Below are 23,086 nucleotides of genomic sequence, written 5' to 3'. Positions count from 1 at the left end.
ACACCAGAATCTCTCGCCGCAGCGAGGCGGAGCCCCGCCTCCCGGCCACCGAAAGGACCCGTGATGAGCGAACTGCTCGAGAACCCCGACTTCTTCCTGCTGGACCAGGAACTCTCCGCCGAGGAGATCGCCCTGCGCGACCGCGTGCGCGCCTACGGCCAGGAGCACGTGCTGCCCGCGATCAACGCGTTCTGGGAGCGCGGCGAGCACCCCCTCCCCGCGTTCAAGGGCCTCGCCGACCTGGGGGTCGTGGGAACGTTCATCGAGGGCTACGGCTGCCCCGGACTCTCCCGCCAGGCCGCCGGGCTGGTGGCCCGTGAGATGGGCCGGATCGACGGCTCCGTGAACACGTTCTTCGGCGTGCACTCCAACCTGTGCATGGGCAGCATCTACATGCTGGGCAATGAGGAGCAGCGCCAGCGGTGGCTGCCCACCATGGCGAAGATCGAGACGACCGGTGCGTTCGCGCTCACCGAGCCCACCCACGGCTCGGACTCGGTGTCCCTGGAGACCTCCGCGCGCCGGGACGGGGACCACTGGGTGCTCAACGGGCACAAGCGGTGGATCGGCAACGGTCACGCCGCGGACGTGATCGTGCTCTATGCCCGGGACGAGGCGGACGGACAGGTCAAATGCTTCGTGGTGGAGAAACAGGAGGACGGCGAGTACCCGCAGGGCTACCTCCCCACCGTGATCGACGGCAAGATCGGCAAACGCGCCATCAACCAGGCGGACATCGTGATCGAGGACCTGCGGATCCCCGAGGAGAACCGGCTGGAGAACTGCCACAGCTTCAAGGACGTCAACAAGGTGCTCAAGGCCACCCGCGGCGGCGCCTCGTGGGAGGCCGTGGGGCACGGCATGGCGGCGTTCGAGATCGCCGCGAACTACGCCCTGGAGCGTGAACAGTTCGGGATGCCGATCGCCAGCTACCAGCTGGTGCAGGAGCGGCTGGCCACCATGCTCTCGGACCTGACCTCCATGCAGCTGCTGTGCACCCGCATGGCGCAGTTGCAGGAGCGCGACCAACTCACGGACGCCATGGCCTCCATGGTCAAGATGACCACTTCCCGCAAAGCCCTGGCCATGTGCCGCACCGCCCGGGACATGCTGGGCGGCAACGGGCTGTTGCTGGAGTACCACATCGGCCGTCACCTCACCGACATGGAAGTGGTCTCCACGTACGAGGGCACCGACTCGATGCAGGCGCTCATCGTGGGCCGGGAGATCACCCGGATCTCGTCCTTCACGCGCACGCGCAGCTGACGGGTCCGGGCTGGTGGGTACGCCGTAAGGGTTCGTGAGTTCTGTTCCGGGCCTCGCCGCGAGAAGATGATGGGCATGGTCAACCGCGTAGGTAGTCAGTCCTTTGCGACGAGCAGTACCGCTTCGACCTCATTCGTGGGACGTCGCAGGGAACTGAAGGAAGCGCGGGCCACGGTGTCCCGCTCGCGGTTGACGACCCTCACGGGTCCCGGAGGCGTGGGCAAAACCCGCCTGGGGATGGAAGTCGGTCAGCGCTTGCAGGCCCATTTTCGCGACGGTGCGTGGATGGTGGATCTGGGATCCCTCAACCCCGGTGCCCCCATCAGCCCGATAGTCGCCTCCGCCCTGGCCATTCAAGACCAGTCGAATCGCGGGGCGCTGGAACGAGTGACGGACTACCTGCAGGACAAGGAGTTGTTGCTGTTCCTCGACAACTGTGAACACGTGCTGTCCGGGGCCGGGGAGTTGGTGGACCGTGTCCTGGCCACGGCCCCGGGGGTGAGGATCCTCACCACCAGCCGTGAGCCCCTGAGCATGGCCGGCGAGGCGATCTATCCCGTGCCTCCCTTGGCGACACCCTCCGTGGAGGACGACCATGCGGTTCAGGACCTTGAACGCTTCGAATCGATTGCCTTGTTCGTGGACCGTGCACGGAACGTGGTGGGTGACTTCGCGATCACTCCCGAGAACCAGAGGGCCGTGATCGAGTTGTGCACGCGCCTCGACGGCATGCCACTGGCCATCGAATTCGCCGTTGCGCGGTTGCAGAGCATGTCCGTGACCCAGTTGCTCGATCGCCTGGACCAGCGCTTCCGATTGTTGAGCCGCGGGTCTCGCACTGCTCAACCCCGGCACCGGACACTCCAAGCGTTGATCGACTGGAGTTACGAGCTCTGCACCCCGGAGGAGCAGGTGCTGTGGCAACGGCTGTCAGTCTTTCCCAGCAGTTTCGATCTGGAAGCCGCCGAGGAGATCTGCAGTTTCGATGGTCTCGTCCCGGATCTCGTTCTGGACTTGTTGGATTGCCTCGTGGCCAAGTCCATCCTGCTCACCGAACGCAACGGGGAGGCAGTGCGCTACCGCCAGCTCATGACCGTGCGTGAATACGGCGCCGACCGGCTGAACGACGGCGCGGCCACTGAGCTGCGCCGTCGTCACCGGGATTGCTTTCTTCGCCGGGCGGAAACCATGGTCGAACAGTGGTCTACTCCGCGCCAGGGTGAGTTCATCCTGCGCGCTCGCACGGAACGCCCCAATTCCATGGCGGCATTGCAGTGGTCCGTAGCCACCCCCGGTGAGATCAACGCTGCTGCACGCCTGGCGGTGGCGTTGCGTCACCACTGGGTGTCGGACGGTTACCTCAGCGAAGGACGTTTCTGGCTCGACCGTGTGCTGGGCGAGTACGACGACGCCCCGGAACGACACGAACGAGGATCCGCGTTGTGGGTGGTCGCCTGGGTCAGCCTGTTGCAAGGCGATCACGAAGCTGGCGCGGAATACCTCGCCGAATGCCGACGGGTAGCCACGGCCCTCGGGGACGACGGCCTGCTTGCTCACACGGAGCACTGGAGCGGTTTGTACGGCATCTTCACAGGGGACCTCTCCTCCGCGATAGTTCACTATGAACGCGCAGTAGCCGCCCACGACCGCGTGGGCGATCTGAGTGCGAGGCTCACGGCACAATTTCAACTTGGCATGGCGCAGGTTTTCCACGGCGATCCCCGGATCGCCCTGGCCACGTGCGACCGTGCCATTAAATCCGCCGCGGAGCACGGCGAGCTCTGGACACGCGCGTATTCTCTCTGGATCAGCGGGATCGGCCTCTGGATGATGGGGGATCATTCGGCAGCTCGAGCGGCCGCCACCGACGCCCTCACCATCCAGAAGAACTTCCACGACGCGATCTGCACAGCCCTGACGACCGAACTGCTCTCGTGGGTTGCCGCTTCCACCCGTGATTTCCCGCGCGCCGTGGAACTCTCTGGCGCCGCGGCCTCCGTGTGGCGCAGTCTGGGAACCACGATCCGGGCGTTCGGGCCCCACATCGACGAGATTTCCCGGGCCTCCGCCAAGCGTGTCGGACAAGGACTCGAACCGGGAACGTCGGATTCCTCACCCTTCGAGCACAAGCGTTTGACCAAGGAGGAAGCGATCGCGGTGGCACTCGCCGAACCGCAGGATGCCGATCAGGAGACGGACATCCAACCGCTGACCCGCAAGGAATGGCAGGTCGCTCAACTGGTGGCTCGGGGGCTGACCAACAGACAGGTGGCCGAAGAACTGGTGGTCTCGCCGCGCACCGTGGACGGCCACGTGGGTCGCATCCTCACCAAGTTGGACGTCACGACCCGCATGCACATCGCATCGTGGGTCGACGGCAGACGAGGAATGTAAGGCGCGAAGCACGAGATGCACTGGCGCCCCGGATCGAGAGGTCCGAGGCGCCAGTGTCAGCCGGTCAGCGCGTGAAGAAACGCTGGTGCGGCTGGGACTCAGACGTTGATCATTGCCGCGGAGCGCACCGAAGGAAATACGCCTGAGAGGAACTCCTCGATCTCCGCCGTGTCCCCCAGCGGGAAGATGCCGGCCACGTACTGGTCGGGGCGGACCACTACCACCGCACCGTCCGCGCTGATACCGCGCTCTTCGAAGATGTCGTGTCCCTCCAATGTGCCAAACACCTTCTCCATGTCCGTCAGTCGGAACGTGCCGGTTTTGGGCTTGAACGCCTCCGGCACGTCCGAGACATCGAATTCGGTGTGCCGCTGGCGGTGGATCAACTTGGTGTCGAACAGATCGGGAGACAGCGATCCTTCAGCCCAGTGGGCCCAATCCTGGAGGGTCTGGGAAACTCCCGGAGCTGCGTCGTCAGCGAAAACGTAGACACGCCACCGACCGTCCGCGAAGTGATCGTGCCCGATGTGCATGGGCACCAGATCGCACACACGGCCCGCCATGGCGGACTTGAAACGCCTACCGAGCGGGTATCCCTCAGCAAGTTCCTGGTGCTTGGTGTCCGCCGTGATCATCGATGGCTCGTACTCGGTGAGGTAGCCCGCGTTGAACTCGGCGTTCTTCGTGTAGAAATCCTCCAGTTCGTTGGGGTTCTCGAACTGGTCACTCGGCTGCGCCATGAGGGTGGACCATGCCTTGTCGAACTCGATCAGACGATGGGCGATGTCCTTGCGCTCCTCCGCGTAGGTGCGCAGCAGTTCCAGGGGGCTGTTTCCGGAGAGCACGTGGCCCAGTTTCCACCCCAGGTTGAACCCGTCCTGCATGGACACGTTCATACCCTGCCCCGCCTTGGCCGAGTGCGTGTGGCACGCATCCCCGGTGATGAACACGCGGGGGTCCTGGCTGGAGGTCTTCTCCGAGGCGCGGTCATCGAAATGGTCGGAAACGCGGTGACCCACCTCGTAGATCGAGTGCCAAACCACGTTCTTCACATCCAGCTTGTACGGGCTCATGATCTGCTGAGCAGTGGCGATCACGTCCTCGAGTGGAGTCTCACGCACGGAACGATCACCCTCCGCCACTTCACCCAGATCCACGTAGAGCCGGAAGAGGAACCCGCCCTCGCGCGGGATGAGCAGGATGGTGCGACCGGTCGAGGACTTGATGGTGCACTTCTTGCGAACGTCCGGGAAGTTGGTGTCCGCGTAGATGTCCATCACGCCCCACGCATGGTTGGCCTGCTTGCCATGCAGTCGATACCCCAGGGACTTGCGCACATTGCTCCGAGCGCCGTCCGCCCCCACCACATACTTGGTACGCACCTGAAGCTCTTGGCCCTCGTCGGGTCCGGCCGTGCGGCGCAGGGTCACCGTAATCGGGTATTCGCGGTTCTCTTCCTCGGGGGCGACTTCCATGTCCACGAATTCGTAGCCGTAATCCGGTTCCATCCGAGTGGGCGCGTTCTTCAGGAACCGATTGAAATGGTCGATGATGCGCACCTGGGTGATCAGCATCATGGGCCATTCACTGAATTCTTCCGGCAATTCGCGGGTGCTCATCTCGCGGATGATACGTTCCGGGTCCTGGGGATCAGGCTTCCAGAACGCCATGTCCGTGATGGTGTGCGCTTCCTCGTAGATCTCGTGGGCGAAACCGAACGCCTGGAACGTCTCCATGGTCCGGGAGTGCACGCCATCCGCATTGGCCAACGGCAATCGGTGTCCCCGGCGTTCGATCAACCTGGTGTTGACCTCTGGGAACCGGGACAGCTGTGCTGCGGTGATCGACCCGGCGGGACCGCACCCCACGATCAGCACGTCCATGGTGTCGGGCAACTCGGCGGGACGATCCACCCCCGAGCCCTGAGCGGGCATAGTCATGGGATCACCGGTTTGATAGCCATCTACATGAAACTGCATGATATCTCCTGGGAGGAATGGAATGACATTCTGTGTTTTGTCTCACACGATATGGATCTCACTCAGTAACTCACAAGCAGTTCAGCCGCTACAGACAACATCCGCCTCAAAAACTGGATCGGCTAGCATGAAATTGGCGTTGTCGTAAGGGTAGGACTACGCAATTCGACCACTCGGACGAAATCCATATTGATTAGTTACCGAACGCTTTTGATATCTGGCAGATCTCGCCGTCGGAACTCGCCCCAATGAGCACGCTAGGTCCGGATGTCGCCCCAGAACTCGTTCGCTCACTGAGGACCACCCTGGTGGCGCCCTCGGCCCGGGCGGCCCACCCCGGAACTCACAGCACCGTCCGGGCGGAACGTGTCACCATGGGGACGGGCCCGCCACACCCGGGTGGGCCCACCCGTCCTTCTATCGGTGAGGTAAGTCTTCCGTGTCCCACGCCCCCTCCCCCCGCGGCCCCGAGGCCCCCTACCCGCAGTTCGCCGGCCCACCGGCCGGGACCTCCGCCCGCTCGGTGACCACCCGGACCGTGGTCGGTGCCTTCCTGGCGCTCGCGGTGCTGTGGGGTCTGGTCATGCTCATCGCGTACGGCAGTCTGCACACGGTCACGGGTCAGGCACTCGACGAGGTCGCCCTGGCCCAGGCCAAGGCCGACCGCAATGTCTACTTCCCCGGCGCGGCCCTCGTCCTCGCGCAGTACGTCCCGGAGCTCGGGGCGGTGGCCGCCGGCGTCCTCGCGCTCGTGTGGGCCGTGCGCTACCGCCGTTGGACGGCCGCCGTATGTGCCGCGGGGGCGGCGTTCGCTGCAAACGTGACCACCCAGTTCCTCAAGCACGGGGTGCTCGACAAACCCGATTTGGGGATCCAGCAGATCGCGTCCAACTCGTTCCCGTCCGGTCACACGACCGCGGCGGCCTCCGCGCTCATGGCCGTGCTGCTCGTGGCGCCTCCCCACCTGCGGGCCAGGGCGGGGCGCTGGGGAGCTCTGATAGCGGCGGTCACTGGCATGCTCACCATCCTCAACGGTTGGCACCGTCCCACGGACGCCGCGGCCGCGCTGCTCATCGTGGGCGGGTGGGGCGTCGTGGCAACCCTCGTGGCACGCGCCGTCGACGCCGCTCTCTCCCGTACCGACGCCCACCCCGGAGCGGCATCGCTCCAGTTCTACCGGCAGTTCCGGAAGAACCGTTCGCGTAGACGCCAGGACATCGAATGGAGCGAGGACCGGGGCGAGAGTGCCTATCTTCCGCCGGCCCACGAGCGCGCCGAGCGGCAGTTCGCGGAACAGCAGCGTGGTGAGCAGGAGCGGGCGGCATCGTACCCGCAGGCTCAGCAGGGGTACCCGCACGCGCAGTACGGGCACCAGCAGCCCCAGCCGACGTGGTCGCAGCCCGCCCCCTACGGAGCGCCCGTGTACCGCCCGCGATTCCCCGCGCGACCCCGGTTGGGCACCGCGATCACCCTGACCGTGTTGGCCGCGGCATTGCTCGCGGCAGCAATCTGGTGGCCCTCCCCGACCGTGGCGGGCACGCTCGCCGGGCGGGTCACGCTCACCGCGGGGTACGTGGGCATCGCGGCGGCCGCGGCCCTGGGGTGGTCGCTCGTGGCGCGGCGAGTGCGCGACACGACCCGGTGACGGCGGCCCGGTGACTACGAACGCAACTGCTATCGGACGTCCGGGAGTGACGACCGGCTAGATCGCCGCCAATCGGTCCAGGAAAACCCTGGCCACGCCGGCCTGGTACGGCAAGCGGTACATCGAGGCGGTGGACGGGCCCTCACCGGAGAGGCCCACGTCCCGAGCGCGCCGGATGGCCAGCTCCATGGTGTCCGCCTGCTGGGACACGAAGTTGCCGGTCACGGGCGAGCCGTGGCCCGGCACGAACACCCGGTAGCGTTCCAGAGTCGCGAGCGCGCGCAAGGACTCCACCCAGCGCTGGGGGTAGGCGTCCTCGAAGTTGGGGTCCGCCCCCTCCTCCACGAGATCACCGCAGAAGACGACGTCGTCCACGCCCACGCACACGTCGTTGTCCGTGTGACCGGGGCCCAGGAAGAACAGGGTGACGGGGCGTTCCCCCAGGTCGATCCGGGTCAGGGAAGGCCTGCGACCGTCCCCCGGAAGAGTGTTGGTGGGCATGACGAGCTGGGTGTCCATGCCCTGGCCCTCACCCATCTCGGGTTCCTGCGTGCTCACGAAACTGCGCTGGTACTCGCCGACCTCCGCCATCGCGGCCGCGCACGCCTTGTGCGCCCAGAACTCGGTGGCCCCGGCGCGCGTGAACACCGCGTTACCCATGTAGTGGTCGTAGTGCGCGTGCGTGTTCACCACGGTGAGCGGCAGCTCCGTGAGCTCACGCACCGCGGTCAGGATCTCCCGGCCCTGGCGAGGCCCCGCACCCGTGTCGATCACCAGGGCGCGCTGAGTGCCCAGCACCAGACCGGAGTTCAATCTCCAGTTCTCGGTGCCGATCACATAGACGCCGGGGCGCAACTCCTGGGTGCGTGCCATGGGGCTCACTCTATCGGCAACCCCGCACCCTCTACGTATCGCCGCAAGCCACCGGGGCATGGGGCACGACGCCGCTCCGGCCGCCCCGCGCGACGGGAACCCGCGGCGGGGCGGTGCTACTGTGTGCCGCGTGTTTTCGACCAACCCCGACACCCCCGTGACCCCGGCGGGCCGCTTCGCGCCGTCGCCGTCGGGGGACCTGCACCTGGGAAACCTGCGCACGGCCCTGGCCGCGTGGGGATTCGCGCGGGCCACGGGGCGCCGCTTCCTGTTGCGCGTGGAGGACCTGGACCGGGTCAAGAAGGGGGCAGCACAGCGCAACGTGGCGGATCTGCGGGCGATCGGCCTCGACTGGGACGGCCCCGTGGACCACCAGTCCGAACGCATTCCCCGATTCCTGGACCGCGTACAGGACCTCACCGAGGCGGGCCTCACGTACGAGTGCTTCTGCACGCGCAAAGAGATCCACGCGGCGGCCTCCGCTCCCCACGGCATCCCGGGCGCGTACCCCGGAACGTGCCGGAACCTGAGCGCGGCCGAGCGCGCGCGACGTCGTACCCAGCGACCCCCCGCCATCCGGCTGAGGGCGCAGACGCGGGAGTTCACGGTGCACGACCACTTCGTGGGCGAGTACACGGGAGCCGTGGACGACATGGTGCTCGTGCGCAACGACGGGACGCCGGCGTACAACCTGGCCGTGGTCGTGGACGACGCCGAACAGGGTGTGGACCAGGTGGTGCGCGGGGACGACCTATTGCCGTCCGCTCCGCGACAGGCGTATCTCGCGGGGCTGCTGGGGCACCGGGTTCCCGAGTACGCCCACGTGCCGCTGGTGCTCGGTCCCGCCGGGGCGCGGCTCGCCAAGCGGGACGGCGCCGTCACGCTCGGGGAGCTCGAGGACATCGGGTACACGGCGCAGGACGTGCTCGCGTGGCTCGCCGGCTCTCTGGGGATCGTCCACCCCGTGCGCACCGCCGCGGACGTGCTGGACTCCTGGGACCCGAGCTCATGGCGGCGCGAACCCGCGACCTTCACACCGTGGCCGGTGACGCGTCCGTAGGGCCTCCGGAGCGGTAGGGTTGTGAACCGTCTCACACGGCTCACATGGGATCTGCGTCACCTCCCCTATACAGTGGGCGCAGTCCAACGACCCCGTACCGGAAGGCACGAGTATGTCCGATCAGGCGTACCAACTCATGGCAATCCTGGCGTATTTCATCGCCATGATCTGCATTGGCCTGTGGGCCAACAGCAAGACCAAGAACCTCGACGACTACATGCTGGGCGGGCGCAACCTCAAGCCCGGCGTGGCTGCGCTGTCGGCCGGCGCGTCGGACATGTCCGGATGGCTGCTCATGGGTCTGCCCGGTGCCGTGTACCTCTCGGGTCTCGTGGAGGCGTGGCTCGCGATCGGGCTGACCATCGGTGCGTGGATCAACTGGAAGATCGTGGCTCCCCGGTTGAGGGCCTACACCGAGGTCTCCCACAACTCGATCACCATCCCGTCCTTCCTGGACAACCGCCTCAAGGGCAACACCCGGATCCTGCGCGTGATCTCCGGTGTGATCATCCTGGTGTTCTTCACGTTCTACGTCTCCTCCGGCATGGTGGCCGGCGGTGTGTTCTTCCAGTCCTCGTTCGGCACCAGCTACCTCACGGGCATGCTCCTGGTGGCCGGGGTGACCGTGCTCTACACATTCTTCGGAGGCTTCCTGGGGGCGTCCTACACGGACCTGTTCCAGGGTCTGCTGATGCTGGGCGCGCTGCTGCTCGTGCCGATCGTGGGCATCTTCCTGGTGGGCGGGCCCGGTGAGATGGCCACCCGGATCGAGAACGTGAACCCCGACGCGCTGTCCCTGTTCGCGGGCGGCACTGCGGTGGGCATCATTTCCTCGCTCGCGTGGGGCCTGGGTTACTTCGGCCAGCCCCACATCATCGTGCGCTTCATGGCGCTGCGCACCCCCGCGGACGCCAAGTCCGGGCGCCGGATCGGCATCGGCTGGATGATCCTCACGGTGCTGGGTGCCATCGGCACCGCCCTGGTGGGCATGGCCTACTACGGCAACCGCCCGGGCCAGGAGCCCACGGACCCGGAGGCCATCTTCCTGGACATGTCCCAGGTGCTCTTCCACCCGCTGATCGCGGGCCTCGTGCTCGCCGCCGTCCTGGCGGCCGTGATGTCCACGATCTCCTCGCAGCTGATCGTCTCCTCCTCCGCGCTGGTTGAGGACCTCTACAACCTGGCCGCCAAGCGCACCCCGTCCCCCAGGGCGCAGGTGTGGCTGGGCCGCGGTGGCGTGCTGCTCGTGGCCCTCGTGGCGGCCGCTCTCGCGTGGGAACAGAACTCCACCATCCTGGACCTCGTGGGCTTCGCGTGGGCCGGCTTCGGTGCCGCCTTCGGCCCCGTGGTGCTCATGAGCCTGTTCTGGCGCAAGCTCACCAACGCGGGCGCCATCAGCGCCATGGTCGTGGGTGCCGCGACCGTGTTCCTGTGGCAGTACACCCCGTGGAGTGACCTCTACGAGATCATCCCGGGCTTCATCCTGGGTGGTCTGGTGGGCATCATCGTCTCGCTGGCCACCCACCGGGAGAACCCCGAGATCCAGCGCGAGTTCGACGAGACTCTCCGCCTGGTCCACCACCCCGAGCAAGCCGATCCCACCGCCGCGGCCAAGGCGGCCGCCGGTGGCACCACCCCCGGGACCGTCTGAGTTCCACGGCCTGCGCCGCGGCGCAGACGGACGACGCCCTCGCACCGCACGGTGCGAGGGCGTCGTTCATTCCTGCGAAACCCGTTCCGCCGGGGCGCGCGGGCTCAGAAGCCGAGGTCGTGCAGCGAGGACCGCATGGTCCCCGCTGACGCGCGCAGCTGCTGCTTCTCGGGCTCGCCCATGGGAATGCGCAGCTGCTGGCCCACACCGGCGCCCCCCACCACGGATGGCACGGACAGGGCCACGCCGCTCACGCCGTAGTAGTCCTCCAGCACGGTGGACACGGACAGCACCGACTGCTGGTCCTTGAGCACGGCCTCCGCGATACGCACCCCGGCCAGGCCGATCGCGTAGTTGGTGGCGCCCTTGCCCTCGATCACGCGGTAGGCGGCGTTGACCACCTGGTCCTTGAGCTCGTCCAGGCGCTCGGTGGTGAAGGGCCGGCGCCCGTCCACCTCCCACTCGCTGAGCGGCACCTGACCGATGCTCGCGGAGGACCACACGGGGAACTCGCTGTCCCCGTGCTCACCGATGATGTAGGCGTGCACGCTGCTGGTGTTCACCTGCGCCTCGCTGCCGATCAACCAGCGCAGCCGGGAGGTGTCCAGCACGGTGCCGGAGCTCATGATCCGCTGGTGGGGAAGCCCGGTGATCTGCTGGGCCACCACGGTGAGCACGTCGCACGGGTTGGTCACCAGCACGAAGACCGCCTGCGGCGCCTGCTCCACCAGTTGCGGCATGAGCGACTTGAGGATCGCGGTGTTCGCACCGGCCAAATCCAGGCGGGTCTGCCCGGGGCGCTGCTTGGCGCCGGCGGTCACGAAGACGATGTCCGCGTCCTTGAGCACGGCGACGTCGTCCGAGCCCTCCACCCGGACGCCCGGGGCGAACATCTGGCCGTGGGAGAGGTCAAGTGCCTCGGCCTCCACCTTGGCGGTCTGCAGGTCGTAAAGGGCGATGTCCGTGGCCGTGCCCCGGATCATCGCGGCGTAGGCCAGGGATGTCCCCACGGATCCTGCCCCCACGATCCCGATCTTGGTGCGGCGCACGGTAGTTTCGTTTGACGGGCTCACGGCTCATTCTCCATTCGACGCGCTCGGTCCGACCGCGCCCGCGGGGGACCCGCGAACCCGGATCGGCTGACGGGGACGGCGACGCCGTTCGGTGGCGTCCCGCGCGGTGGGCACCGCGCGGTCCCCACCCCATTTTCGGCCACGACGGCAATGCCTGGCAATGAGCAGCCCACGTCGGGGCGGTGGTGTCCCGCGCCGTTGTGGGCTGCGCTCTTCGAGTGTGCTTCAACGCGGAGGCCACGGCCGACTTTCCAGACACTCCCAAGCCACGGCCACGTTTGAAGGCGCTCCCGGGTCCGGGCCACACGCCCTGCCCAGGTCAGCAGTGGTAGGTGTCGGTGGGGGCCTCGAAGTGCATGTCGTAGCCCTCCGGCAAGCGCATCCCGAATGCCGACGCCAGCCCCAACACCTTGCGGGCCCGGGCCAGTCGGGGCAGGTCGGAACCGTTGCGGATCTGACCGCCCTCGGCCTCGAACTCCCCCAGGAACTCGGTGGCCCAGGACAGCTCGCTCAGGGACGGGGACAGGCCCTCGTTGACAGTGGCGGTCTGCTCGGGCATGAGGCACAGCTTGCCGGTCATGCCGAACTCGTCCGTGACGCCGGTGGCCTCGGCGAGCTTGGCACCCAGCGCGCCCACCGCCGGGCCGTCGATGGGACCCGGGAGGTTCGCGGCGCGGGAGGCGATGGTGAACTGCGAGCGCGTGTACGCCAGCGCCATTGGGTTCTCGCCGAAGCCCGTGTCACGGCGGTAATCGCCGATCCCGAACGCCAAGCGATACGTGGAGCGCGCGGTGGCGATGTCCTGCAGGTTCTGCACCCCGCGGGCGGTCTCCACCAGGGCCACGATGCGGGTGCCGCGCAGTATCTCTGCGGTGCGGGTCACGTGCTCGGGGGACTCGGTCATGGCCAGCATCACGCCGTCCAGGCCGGGGACGTCCCTCAGCGCCAGGAGGTCGTCCTCCCACCAGGCGGTGCCGAAGCCGTTGACGCGCACCCACGCGCGGTTGACCTGACCCTCCTGGTTGCGGGAGCCGAGCCACGCGATCACGTTCTCGCGGGCCTGGGCCTTGTCCGCGGGTGCCACGGAGTCCTCGACGTCCAGCACCACGGCGTCCGCGGCACTCTGCGCGGCCTGGTCGAAACGGGACGTGTGAGAGCCGTTGACAAGCAGCCACGAACGGGCCAGCTCCGGGCCCACGGCGGGGGTCTCGGTGGGATCGATGGTCATGGTGGTTTCCGCAGTGGTGGTGGTCATGAGAGTCACTTCGCGATCTGTGTCTGAGAACGGACACGCCCCCTCTGACCTCGGTGTCCGGGCACGTGCGGGCGGTGAGCCGCGGCTGCGCGGGTGCTCTCCGGCCCTCCCGTGCGGCGTGACGGGTGAGGTGGGGTAGCGCGGGCAAGCCGATCACACGGACCGGCCTGGACGATGAGGGGCCGGTGCGGGTCGTCTGCCAGTCGTGCTGCCCGGTGCTTCCGCGCCGTGAGGTGAACGGTCGGACCCAGGGCGCACGTGGTGATGCACTCCGGGGTGGGGCGAAACTTCACCGTAACGCAGCTCACAGCGGATCTCAAACGGGGTGTCCACGGCCGTCCCGTCCGCACCGCACCACCTCCGTGGTCAGGCTTCAGCAGCCTCCACCCACCTGCACCGCCCCGGCCCGGCCCGGCGCAACCGTCCAGACCCCACCGCCCGGGCCGCGCTCGCACACCGGGCCCGCGCTGTCCGCCCGCGCACGGGCCCCCGCTCAGCCGTCCCGCCGCAGCGCGCGGGAGGTCTTGGCTGTGGCCACCGCGTTCCACGGGTCCTCGGGCCAGGGGTGTTTGGGGTAGCGGCCACGCATCTCCGCGCGCACCTGGGCGTAGGGCCCCGACCAGAAGGACGCGAGGTCCTCCGTGATGGCCAGCGTGGCCCGCCCCGGGGAGAGCAGGTGGAACTGCACGGGCACACGCCCGTCCACGACGCGCGGCGTCTGCGCCCACCCGAAGCACTCCTGCAGTTTCACCGCGACCACCGCCGGACGGGCGGGTTCGTCCTCCGAGAAGACCGCCGGGTAGTCGATCCGGGCGGTGTTCCCGCTGGGAACCATGAGCCGCTGGGGGACCAGCTCTTCCAAGCGCGCCGCCTCCGGCCAGGGCAGCAGCCTGCGCAGCGCATCGACCACGCGGATCGACCGCAGCGACCCGCCACGCGCCACGTCCCGCAGTTCGGGGGCGAGCCATTCGGTCACGCGCTCGACCAGGGCGGCGTCGTCGACCGCGGGCCACGGCTCCCCCAGGTGACGACGCAGCAGCGCAAGCCGGGCGCGCAGGCCGCGGGCGGCGTCGTCCCACGGCAGCAGGTCCAGGCCCTCGGCGGCGAGCGCGGCGCGGATAGCGGGCACGGCCGTGTCCGGATCCGCGCGGACGGGCGTGGCGGAGAGCTCGATCGCGCCCACCGCACGCACCTCGCGGGTGCTCACGCGACCGTTCGAGAAGCTCGCGCGCGTCTCAGTGCGGGCAAGCGGACCGGCGGCGAGCTGCGCGTGCGCCAGGTCCAGGGGTGCCGCCGCACGGATCACCGCGCCGGTGCCCGCGGCAACCCTGCCCGCGGCGCGCGTCAGTTCGGCGACGGCCAACCACTCGTGGTGACGCAGCGGGCTCCTGGTCTCCAGCCCCGCGCGTGTTCCGGAGGCGAGCAGCCACTGGTCCCCGTGGGCGTCCATCCGCCGGGCAATCCACTCGGGCCGCGCCAGGGCCACGACGACACCCTCCCGGACGTCGGCGGGCACGTCCGATTCCGGCCCGCGGGGCGGCGCTTCCGTGTTCTCCTCGGCTCCCTCCGCCGCACCGTCGCCCGCCAGCGCGGGGTGCGCCGCCATCCGTTCCAACCGCTGCGCCTCGCGGCGCCACCGAGCGGACTCGCCACCGCGGGAGGAACGCAGCCCGCGCACCAGCGCGGGGACGTCCGCGGCGGGCACGCGGACGCCGTCGGAGACGGCGGCGATGACCTCCGCCGCCGTTCTAGCACCCACGAGGTCCGCTCCGTCCAACAGGGCGCGACCCCAGCGGGGTTCCACCGGCAGGGAGACCAGCAGGCGTCCGAGGCCGGTGGCGCGGCCGTCCTCGGCTACCGCGCCAAGGCGCGTCAGCTTGGCTTCGGCGTCCGCGCGGGCACGGGGCGGCAGCGGGTCCGGCAGGGCCATCCCCTCACCTCCCGGTGAGCCCCACACGGCGAGCGCGAGGCACGCGGCGGTGAGGTCCGCTGTGCGCACCTCGGGAACGGAGTGGGCGGGCATGGCGCCCCAGGCGGCGTCGTCGTAGCAGCGCACCACCGTGCCCGGGCCCTGGCGAGCGGCGCGGCCGGCGCGCTGCTCGGCCGACGCCTTGGACGCCGAGACCGTGACGAGCCCGGAGATCCCGCGCCCGGCGTCCCGGCGGGGCTGGCGGGCCAGACCAGAGTCCATCACGAGGCGCACGCCGTTGACGGTGAGCGAGGACTCTGCGAGGGACGTGGTGACCACGATGCGCGGGCGCTCCCCCGGCGCGCGGCCCGCGACGGCGCGGTCCTGCTCGCGCGGGCTGAGCTGACCGTGCAGTTCCAAGACCTCGGCGTCGGTAAGGCCCCGCAGCTGGGCCGCCACACGGGAGACCTCCCGGGCGCCGGGGAGAAACACGAGGGCGTCCACGGTCGGGTCGGTGGCCACGGCGCGGGCATGAGCCGCCGCGGCGGTGCGGGCCACATGAGCCAGGAACGCGGGGGTGACACCCCGTTCGTCGAGGCGCTGCGGGCCCGGCGCCCACTCCACTGTGAGCGGATGCAGCGCGGACGGGCAGTCCACCACCGGAGCGGGCGCGTCCCCTCCCAGCAGGGCTGCAAACCGTTTCGCCTCCACCGTGGCGGACATGGCCACGAGCACGAGGTCCTCCCGCAGCTGCCGCAGCTCCGCGAGCATCCCCACGAGCAGGTCCGACTCCACGCCCCGCTCGTGCACCTCGTCCAGCACCACGGCCGCGGTCCCGGCCAGTTCCGGGTTCTGCAGCAGTCGGCGCAGCAGGATGCCGGGGGTCACGAACTCCACCCGAGTGGCCTTCGACGTCCTGCGCTCGCCCCGCACGCTCCAGCCGATGACGCCGCCCGGCTCCGTCATCGTGAGCGCGGCCAGCCGGCGCGCGGCGGCCCGAGCGGCCACCCGGCGGGGCTGGACGACGACGACGCGGCCGGTGACGGGATCGAGCGCGGGGCCGGCCGTGTCCATAGAAGTGCGCGATCGACCGGCGGCCCCCGTGTCCGGGGGCGGTTCCGTGAAGACGCTCCCCCCGAGAACGAGGTTCACCAAGACGGGCGGCACCACAGTGGTCTTGCCCGTGCCCGGCGGGGCCTGGACCACGGCCACGCCGCCGCGCAAGGCTTCGCGCAACCGCGGGGCGGCCCGCGCAAAGGGCAGGTCCCTGCCGATTCGGTCCAGGTTGAAGAAGGGCATGGTCCCAGTATCACGGAGGGCCCCGACGCGTTCAGCTCAGCGCAGCCCGGCCAGCTCCGCAGCCTCGTGCAGGGTGTTGGTGGCCAGGCGCAGCCCATCCTGCACGGACATGGACGTGTCCTCGTGCTCGATGTTTACGCACAAGGTCTCGCCCGTGGAGCACTCCACCTCGGAAAGTGCGCGGAGGAACTCGGCCCAGTAGCTGGCGCCGTGCCCCACGCCGACGGTGACAAAGTCCCACGAGGAGTCCTGCGGCCACTCGTTGACGTACTCGTCCCCGCCCATGTTCGTGCGCTTCTCCTCCGGGGAGAGACGGCGAAAGCGCTCGTCCAGCACGCCCGCGATCTCGCAGTTCTCCCGGTTAATGCGGATATCCTTGGCGGCGGCGTGGAACGTGAGTCCCCCGAGCCAGCGTACGCACGCCACCGGGTCCATGAGCTGCCAGAACAGGTGGGAGGCGTCCAGCTCCACGCCGATGTTCGTGGCACCGATGCGGTCCACTAGGCGCTTGATCGTGGGCGGGTTGAACACGAGGTTCTGCGGGTGCAGCTCAAGAGCCACCTTCACGCCGTTCTCGCGAGCCAGGGCGTCCACCGGCTCCCAGAACTCCGCGAGCCGGTCCCACTGCCACTCCAGCGAGTCCAGGGCGTGGGAGCCCCATGTGTTCACGTTCCACGCCGGGTACTTCCCACCGGGGTCCGAGGCGGGCAGCCCGGACATGGTCACCACGCGGGTCTGCCCGAGGGCGGCCGCTGCACGGATGGACCGCTTGATGTCCTCGGCGTCCTCCGAGCCGATCGCGGGATCCGGGTTCAGCGGGTTGCCGTTGCAGTTCAACCCCAGGATCTCCAGCCCGCGGTCCTCGAAGCGCCGACGGTAGGCGTCCGCGGCGGCGTCGCTGCGCAGGATCTCGTCCACGGGAAGATGAACGGGCGGCAGGAAGCCCCCGGAATTGACTTCCATGCCGTCCAGGCCGAGAGCGGCCACCTGGTCCAGGGCGTCGTCGAGGGAAAGGTGGTGCAGGATCGCGTTGTAGACACCGAACTTCACGGCTGTGCTCCTCTCGGCCCAAAAATGGCGCCGTGGCGCCGTCCGGGGCTCGTACGGGTGCCGGCGCGACCGGGACGGTCGTGGCCAGTGCGGTCCAGGCTAGAACACTTTTCGCACTTTGTCTGTACAAAAGTTTGACAGGACATATGCCCTCGGGTCAGACTGGTCACACACCGCGGATCACCCCGCACCATTCGACGGAAGGACCGGCCCGTGAGCCATGACCTGCTGACCATGGGGCGCATCAGCGTGGACATCTACCCCAACGACATCGGGGTGCCACTGTCGGAGGTGACCTCGTTCGGGAAGTACCTGGGCGGCTCACCGTCCAACGTGGCGGTGGCCGCCGCGAAGTACGGCCGCCGCACCGCCGTGCTCACCCGCACCGGTGACGACCCGTTCGGGGAGTACCTGCACACCGAGCTGCGCCGCTACGGCGTGGACGACTCGATGGTCTCCCCCGTGGCCGGGTTGCAGACGCCGGCCACGTTCTGCGCGATCATGCCGCCGGAGGACTTCCCCCTCTACTTCTACGGCCGCTTCCCCACTGCACCGGACTGGAAGATCACCCCCGAGGAGATCGACACCGCCGCCGTGCGGGACGCCGCCGTCTTCTGGTCCACAGTCACGGGCCTCGCCCAGTCCCCCGCCCGCGAGGCCCAGCTGCACGCCCACGCCGCCCGGCCCCGGGATGAGCTCGACAAGGGCCAGTACACCGTCCTGGACCTGGACTACCGCCCCATGTTCTGGGACTCCGCGACCGAGGCCACCGAGCAGGTCCGCAAGAACCTGGCGTACGCGAGCATCGCCATCGGCAACCGCGAGGAGTGCGCCGTCGCCGTGGGTGACGGCTCCCCCGAGGAGCAGGCGGACCGGCTGCTGGAAGCCGGCGTAAGCACCGCCGTCGTGAAGATGGGGGCACAAGGCGTGATGGCCCGGACCGCCACCGAGACCGTGGTCTCCGCACCCATGCCCGTGGAAACCGTGAACGGCCTGGGCGCCGGAGACTCCTTCGGCGGGGCGTTCGTGCACGGACTGCTCTCCGGGTGGCCGCTGCAGAACGTGCTGGACTTCGCGAACGCGGCCGGCGCCATCGTGGCCTCGCGGATCGCATGCTCCGAGGACATGCCGCTCGAGCAGGACGTCATGGCGCTACTCGACGAGCGCGGTCGGGGGTTCCAGGCATGAGCACCCCGCCCACCACCTCCGCGCCCGTGACCCCGCCGGAGCTCGGCTCCACGGATCCCGCACGCTACGCAGACCTCACTCGGATCCGCCTCGAGGACCCCGACGCGGTGCAGCGCACTGCGGATGCCCGCGTGCGCCACGCCCGCCCTGTCTATGGCACGCAGAACTTCATCGTCGCCGCGGACCACCCGGCACGCGGCGCGCTGTCGGTGCGCGGTGTGCCCGGTGCCATGGCCGACCGCCGGGACCTGCTGGACCGGTTGCGCACCGCCCTGGCGAACCCGGACGTCGACGGCGTGCTGGCCTCCCCGGACATCCTTGACGACCTCCTGCTGCTGGGCGCCCTCGAGGGCAAGCTGGTCTTCGGCTCCATGAACCGCGGCGGGCTCGCAGGGCTGGTCAACGAGATCGACGACCGCTTCACGGGCCACACCGCCCGTCACCTCAAGCGCCTGGGCGCGGACGGGGGGAAGATGCTCACCCGCATCCACTACGGGGACACCGCCACCGCGCAGGCCCTGGAGAGCACCGCCCACGCCGTGGACGCGCTCGCCGAGCAGGGGCTCTACGCGATGGTCGAGCCGTTCATCTCGGAGACCGTCGATGGAAAGATCCGCAACGACCTCTCCCCCGACGCCGTCATCACCTCCGCGGCGATCGCGTCCAGCCTCGGTGCCACGAGCGCGCACACGTGGATGAAGCTGCCCGTGGTCCCGGAGATGGAGCGCGTCCTCGCCTCGACCACCCTGCCCACCGTGCTGCTGGGCGGTGACCCCAGCGGCGCCCCGGAGGAAATCTTCCAGACCTGGTCCGAGGCCCTCGCACTGCCTGGCGTCCAGGGCCTCACCGTGGGCCGCACCCTGCTCTACCCGGAGGACGGCGACGTCGCCGGCGCCGTGGCCACCGCGGCCTCCCTGCTACGCAAGTGAAGGAAACGAGTCGACACATGACACAGAAGCTCTCGGTCGCCCAGGCCGTGGTGAAGTTCCTGGGCAACCAGTACACGGTGGACGAGATCGCGGGCGAGCGGTTCTGCGAGCGCACGATCCCGGGCACGTTCGGCATCTTCGGGCACGGCAATGTGGCCGGTGTGGGGCAGGCGCTGCGCCAATTCCAGGAGCTCGAGCCGGAGCTGATGCCCTACTACCAGGGCCGTAACGAGCAGGCCCAGGTGCACCAGGCCGTGGGCTACGCGCGGCACACGCGGCGTCGTCAGACCTTCGCGGTGACGACGTCGGTCGGGCCGGGTTCCACGAACATGGTCACCGGCGCGGCGCTCGCGACCACCAACCGGCTGCCCGCGCTGCTGCTGCCCTCGGACGTGTTCGCGACCCGCGCCACGGACCCCGTGCTGCAGCAGCTGGAGCGCCCGGACGCGTACGACGTCACGGTCAACGACTCATTCCGCCCGGTCAGCCGCTACTTCGACCGTGTGTGGCGCCCCGAGCAGGTGTTCTCCGCGCTGCTCAACGGCATGCGCGTGCTGACGGACCCCGTGGAGACGGGTGCCGTGGTGATCTCGCTTCCGCAGGACGTGCAGGCTGAGGCCGTGGAGGTCCCGGACGAGTTCCTGGCGCCGCGCGAGTGGCGCATCCGCCGCCCGGAGCCCGAGGACGTGGACGTGCGCGCCGCCGTCGAGCGCATCCGTGCCGCCCGCCAGCCCGTGGTCATCGCGGGCGGCGGTGTGGCCTACGCGTTCGCGCAGGACGAGCTGCGTCGCTTCGCCGAGGCCACGGGCATCCCGGTGGCATACACGCAGGCCGGTGTGGGCGTCATGGACTGGGACCACCCGCTGTGCCTGGGAGCCGTGGGCTCCACCGGGTCCACCGCGGCGAACGCGATCGTGCGGGACGCGGACCTCGTGATCGGCATCGGCACGCGCTACGAGGACTTCACGACTGCCTCGCGCACCGCGTTCCAGAACCCGGACGTCTCCTTCGTGAACATCAACGTGGCGAGCTTCGACGCATTCAAGCACGGCTCAACCGTGCCGATGGTGGCGGACGGCCGCAAGGCGCTCGTCGCGCTGAACTCCGCCACGGAGGGCATCCGCGTGAGCAAGGCGCTGAGCGCCGAGGTCGCCCGCGAGAAGCAGCGCTGGGACGGGATCGCGGACGAGGCCTTCGCCGAGCGCTTCCGGCCCGTGATGTCCCAGAACGAGGTCATCGGCCGGGTCAACAAGGCCATGGACGAGCGCGACGTCGTGATCTGCGCGGCCGGCTCGCTTCCCGGTGACCTGCACAAGCTGTGGCGCGTCAAGGACCCGTACGGTTACCACGTGGAGTACGCGTACTCCTGCATGGGATACGAGATCCCCGGCGGGCTGGGCGTCAAGCGCGCCGTGCTCGACCACGGCGAGGATCGCGACGTCGTCGTGACCGTAGGCGACGGTTCGTACCTGATGATGCACACGGAACTGGTCACCGCGGTGGCCGAGGGCCTCAAGCTCATCGTGGTGCTGCTGCAGAACCACGGCTACGCCTCGATCGGCGCGCTGTCCGAGTCCCTGGGCTCGCAGCGCTTCGGCACCAAGTACCGCTACCTGGACGAGGCGGAGCACAGCTTCGACCACGGGGACACCCTGCCCATCGACCTCGCGACCAACGCCGAGTCCCTGGGCGTGCGCGTTATCCGCGTGAACCCCGGGGAGAACGTGGGGACGGACCTCTCCGAGGCCGTGGCCCGAGCCAAGACCCTGCCCGAGGGCTCCGGTCCCGTGCTGATCCACGTGGACACCCTCCTGGAGGCGGACGCGCCGTCCTCCGAGTCCTGGTGGGACGTCCCCGTCACGGGAGTCTCCGAACTCGCCTCCACCCAGGAGGCCTACCAGACGTACCAAGCCCAGAAGTCCACGCAGCGTCCGCTGCTCGGTTAGGAGAAGCACATGACCACTGAGATCCTGCACTTCATCGACGGCCGCGAGGTCCCCAGCGCCGGCGGCGCCCGCCAGGACGTCTACAACCCCGCCACCGGGAAGGTAACCGGCAGCCTGCACATCGGCGAGCAGGACGAGTTGAAGGCCGCCGTCGCGTCCGCGCGGAAGGCCGCCGAGTCCTGGAACGACGTTTCGATCGCCAAGCGCACGGCCGTGCTCTTCGCGTTCCGCGAGCTGATCCACGCGCACACGGACGAGCTCGCGGAGATCATCACCTCCGAGCACGGCAAGGTCTTCTCGGACGCCAAGGGAGAGGTGGGCCGCGGCCTGGAGGTCGTGGAGTTCGCGTGCGGCATCTCCGAGCACCTCAAGGGCGAGTTCTCCGAGCAGGCCTCCACGGGCATCGACGTCTACTCGTTCCGCCAGCCGCTCGGCGTGGTCGCGGGGATCACGCCGTTCAACTTTCCGGTGATGGTCCCCCTGTGGATGGCTCCCGTCGCGATCGCCGCAGGCAACACCTTCATCCTCAAGCCCTCCGAGCGTGACCCCTCCGCCGCCCTTTTTATGGCGCGACTGTGGAAGGAGGCCGGACTGCCGGACGGCGTGTTCAACGTGCTGCACGGTGGCAAGGAGATGGTGGACGGCCTGCTGACCCACGAGGACGTGGACGCGATCTCGTTCGTGGGCTCCACCCCGATCGCCAAGTACGTCTACGAGACCGGTACGCAGAACGGCAAGCGCGTGCAGGCCCTGGGCGGCGCCAAGAACCACGCGGTCATCATGCCGGACGCTGACATGGACAGCGCCGCCGAGCACCTCAACGCGGCCGCGTTCGGCTCCGCGGGCGAGCGCTGCATGGCCATCTCCGTGGCCGTGGCGGTCGGCAACGCCGCTGACCAGGTGATTGCCAAGGTCAAGGCCCTGGGCGAGGGCGTCACTGTGGGCAACGGCATGGAGAAGGGCTCGGACATGGGCCCCGTCATCACCCCGCAGGCCAAGGAGCGCATCACGCGCATCATCACCGAGGCGGAGCAGGACGGCGCGGCTCTCGTCCTGGACGGGCGCGATCTCGTGGTCCCCGGCCACGAAGAGGGCTTCTTCATGGGGCCCACGATCATCGACAAGGTCCGCCACGAGATGTCCGCGTACGAGGAGGAGATCTTCGGTCCGGTGCTCGTGGTGCTGCGGGTGGACTCCCTCGAGGAGGCCATCAAGGTCATCAACGCGAACCCGTACGGCAACGGCACCGCGATCTTCACGCAGAACGGTGCGGCCGCCCGCACGTTCCAGCGCAAGGTCACGGTGGGGATGATCGGCGTGAACGTGCCGATCCCCGTGCCGGTCGCGTGGCACTCCTTCGGCGGCTGGAAGAACTCGCTGTTCGGGGACCTGCACGTCTACGGTCCGGACGGAATCCGCTTCTACACGCGCGGCAAGGTGGTCACGCAGCGCTTCCCCGAGCCCGAGAGCATCTCCGGGGCGTCCTTCAGCATGCCCACGAGCGGGGACCACTGACCGGTCCGCTCCCCTGAAGCACGGTGCCCCGGTGCCCTCCGCCACGGCGGGGGG

Annotated in this window: 15 protein-coding genes; 9 read left to right on the top strand and 6 right to left on the bottom strand. The window is 68.8% G+C overall.

All coding sequences use genetic code 11. The annotated features are described in order from the left end of the window. Positions 1-63: 63 nt before the first annotated feature. Positions 64-1,266 carry an acyl-CoA dehydrogenase family protein gene (locus HBK84_RS02775; protein ID WP_085106248.1) on the top strand — a complete coding sequence of 401 codons (1,203 nt, stop codon included), beginning with the start codon at positions 64-66 and terminating at the stop codon, positions 1,264-1,266. A 135-nt stretch (positions 1,267-1,401) separates the two neighbouring features. Then, positions 1,402-3,660, top strand: coding sequence for a LuxR C-terminal-related transcriptional regulator (locus HBK84_RS02770; protein ID WP_167318131.1), 2,259 nt, complete (start codon positions 1,402-1,404; stop codon positions 3,658-3,660). Between the two features lie 98 nt (positions 3,661-3,758). Here the strand turns inward: HBK84_RS02770 and HBK84_RS02765 are convergent, their stop codons facing one another. Continuing rightward, positions 3,759-5,639, bottom strand: coding sequence for an FAD-dependent monooxygenase (locus HBK84_RS02765; RefSeq protein WP_167318130.1), 1,881 nt, complete (start codon positions 5,637-5,639; stop codon positions 3,759-3,761). 439 nt (positions 5,640-6,078) lie between these two features. Here HBK84_RS02765 and HBK84_RS02760 point away from each other — a divergent pair, with 439 nt between their 5' ends. Beyond that, entirely contained in the window at positions 6,079-7,284 is a 1,206-nt protein-coding gene (locus HBK84_RS02760; RefSeq protein WP_240919073.1) for a phosphatase PAP2 family protein, read from the top strand. Between the two features lie 57 nt (positions 7,285-7,341). Here the strand turns inward: HBK84_RS02760 and HBK84_RS02755 are convergent, their stop codons facing one another. Further along, the gene (locus HBK84_RS02755) at positions 7,342-8,157 is read right to left on the bottom strand and encodes an MBL fold metallo-hydrolase (protein WP_035965106.1); all 816 of its coding nucleotides are present in this window, start codon (positions 8,155-8,157) and stop codon (positions 7,342-7,344) included. A gap of 130 nt (positions 8,158-8,287) precedes the next feature. Here HBK84_RS02755 and gluQRS point away from each other — a divergent pair, with 130 nt between their 5' ends. Then, positions 8,288-9,217, top strand: a complete 930-nt coding sequence (gene gluQRS, locus HBK84_RS02750) for a tRNA glutamyl-Q(34) synthetase GluQRS (RefSeq protein WP_240505567.1) — start codon at positions 8,288-8,290, stop codon at positions 9,215-9,217. Positions 9,218-9,329: 112 nt separating this feature from the next. Continuing rightward, entirely contained in the window at positions 9,330-10,868 is a 1,539-nt protein-coding gene (putP, locus tag HBK84_RS02745) for a sodium/proline symporter PutP (protein ID WP_085106244.1), read from the top strand. Positions 10,869-10,972: 104 nt separating this feature from the next. Here the strand turns inward: putP and HBK84_RS02740 are convergent, their stop codons facing one another. The 4 genes from HBK84_RS02740 to HBK84_RS02725 all read right to left on the bottom strand — a co-directional run bounded on the left by HBK84_RS02740 (position 10,973) and on the right by HBK84_RS02725 (position 17,454). After that, positions 10,973-11,941, bottom strand: coding sequence for an L-lactate dehydrogenase (locus HBK84_RS02740; RefSeq protein ID WP_098054861.1), 969 nt, complete (start codon positions 11,939-11,941; stop codon positions 10,973-10,975). A 319-nt stretch (positions 11,942-12,260) separates the two neighbouring features. After that, positions 12,261-13,196 carry a CoA ester lyase gene (locus HBK84_RS02735; RefSeq protein WP_064846664.1) on the bottom strand — a complete coding sequence of 312 codons (936 nt, stop codon included), beginning with the start codon at positions 13,194-13,196 and terminating at the stop codon, positions 12,261-12,263. Between the two features lie 493 nt (positions 13,197-13,689). After that, positions 13,690-16,404 (bottom strand): ATP-dependent helicase HrpB, encoded by a 2,715-nt coding sequence (hrpB, locus tag HBK84_RS02730; protein ID WP_167318129.1) that lies wholly within the window; start codon positions 16,402-16,404, stop codon positions 13,690-13,692. Positions 16,405-16,440: 36 nt separating this feature from the next. Continuing rightward, a complete protein-coding gene (locus HBK84_RS02725; protein ID WP_167318128.1) occupies positions 16,441-17,454 on the bottom strand; it encodes a sugar phosphate isomerase/epimerase in 1,014 nt (337 codons plus the stop codon). Between the two features lie 213 nt (positions 17,455-17,667). Between HBK84_RS02725 and iolC the strand changes: the two genes are divergently transcribed. The 4 genes from iolC to HBK84_RS02705 are packed head-to-tail and all read left to right on the top strand — an operon-like array spanning position 17,668 to position 23,032. Continuing rightward, the gene (gene iolC, locus HBK84_RS02720) at positions 17,668-18,642 is read left to right on the top strand and encodes a 5-dehydro-2-deoxygluconokinase (protein WP_167318127.1); all 975 of its coding nucleotides are present in this window, start codon (positions 17,668-17,670) and stop codon (positions 18,640-18,642) included. After that, positions 18,639-19,571 (top strand): deoxyribose-phosphate aldolase, encoded by a 933-nt coding sequence (locus HBK84_RS02715; protein WP_167318126.1) that lies wholly within the window; start codon positions 18,639-18,641, stop codon positions 19,569-19,571. Before iolC ends, HBK84_RS02715 begins: the two co-directional genes overlap by 4 nt. 17 nt (positions 19,572-19,588) lie before the next feature. Continuing rightward, on the top strand, positions 19,589-21,517 hold the full coding sequence (iolD, locus tag HBK84_RS02710) for a 3D-(3,5/4)-trihydroxycyclohexane-1,2-dione acylhydrolase (decyclizing) (RefSeq protein WP_167318125.1): 1,929 nt from the start codon (positions 19,589-19,591) through the stop codon (positions 21,515-21,517). Between the two features lie 9 nt (positions 21,518-21,526). After that, positions 21,527-23,032 carry a CoA-acylating methylmalonate-semialdehyde dehydrogenase gene (locus HBK84_RS02705; protein ID WP_167318124.1) on the top strand — a complete coding sequence of 502 codons (1,506 nt, stop codon included), beginning with the start codon at positions 21,527-21,529 and terminating at the stop codon, positions 23,030-23,032. The last annotated feature ends 54 nt before the right edge of the window (positions 23,033-23,086 follow it).

Source organism: Kocuria sp. KD4 (assembly GCF_011769905.1).
Classification (GTDB): Bacteria; Actinomycetota; Actinomycetes; order Actinomycetales; family Micrococcaceae; genus Kocuria; species Kocuria marina.
The sequence above is the reverse complement of the archived record's forward strand: the minus strand, read 5'-3'. Positions and strand labels throughout refer to the sequence as shown.

Excerpts from the sequence above, each read along its gene's own strand:
- HBK84_RS02705 (WP_167318124.1), top strand. The coding sequence starts at position 21,527 with ATGACCACTGAGATCCTGCACTTCATCGACGGCCGCGAGGTCCCCAGC.
- HBK84_RS02715 (WP_167318126.1), top strand. The coding sequence starts at position 18,639 with ATGAGCACCCCGCCCACCACCTCCGCGCCCGTGACCCCGCCGGAGCTC.
- hrpB (WP_167318129.1), bottom strand. The coding sequence starts at position 16,404 with ATGCCCTTCTTCAACCTGGACCGAATCGGCAGGGACCTGCCCTTTGCG.
- HBK84_RS02775 (WP_085106248.1), top strand. The coding sequence starts at position 64 with ATGAGCGAACTGCTCGAGAACCCCGACTTCTTCCTGCTGGACCAGGAA.
- putP (WP_085106244.1), top strand. The coding sequence starts at position 9,330 with ATGTCCGATCAGGCGTACCAACTCATGGCAATCCTGGCGTATTTCATC.
- HBK84_RS02765 (WP_167318130.1), bottom strand. The coding sequence starts at position 5,639 with ATGCAGTTTCATGTAGATGGCTATCAAACCGGTGATCCCATGACTATG.
- HBK84_RS02755 (WP_035965106.1), bottom strand. The coding sequence starts at position 8,157 with ATGGCACGCACCCAGGAGTTGCGCCCCGGCGTCTATGTGATCGGCACC.
- iolD (WP_167318125.1), top strand. The coding sequence starts at position 19,589 with ATGACACAGAAGCTCTCGGTCGCCCAGGCCGTGGTGAAGTTCCTGGGC.
- HBK84_RS02735 (WP_064846664.1), bottom strand. The coding sequence starts at position 13,196 with ATGACCACCACCACTGCGGAAACCACCATGACCATCGATCCCACCGAG.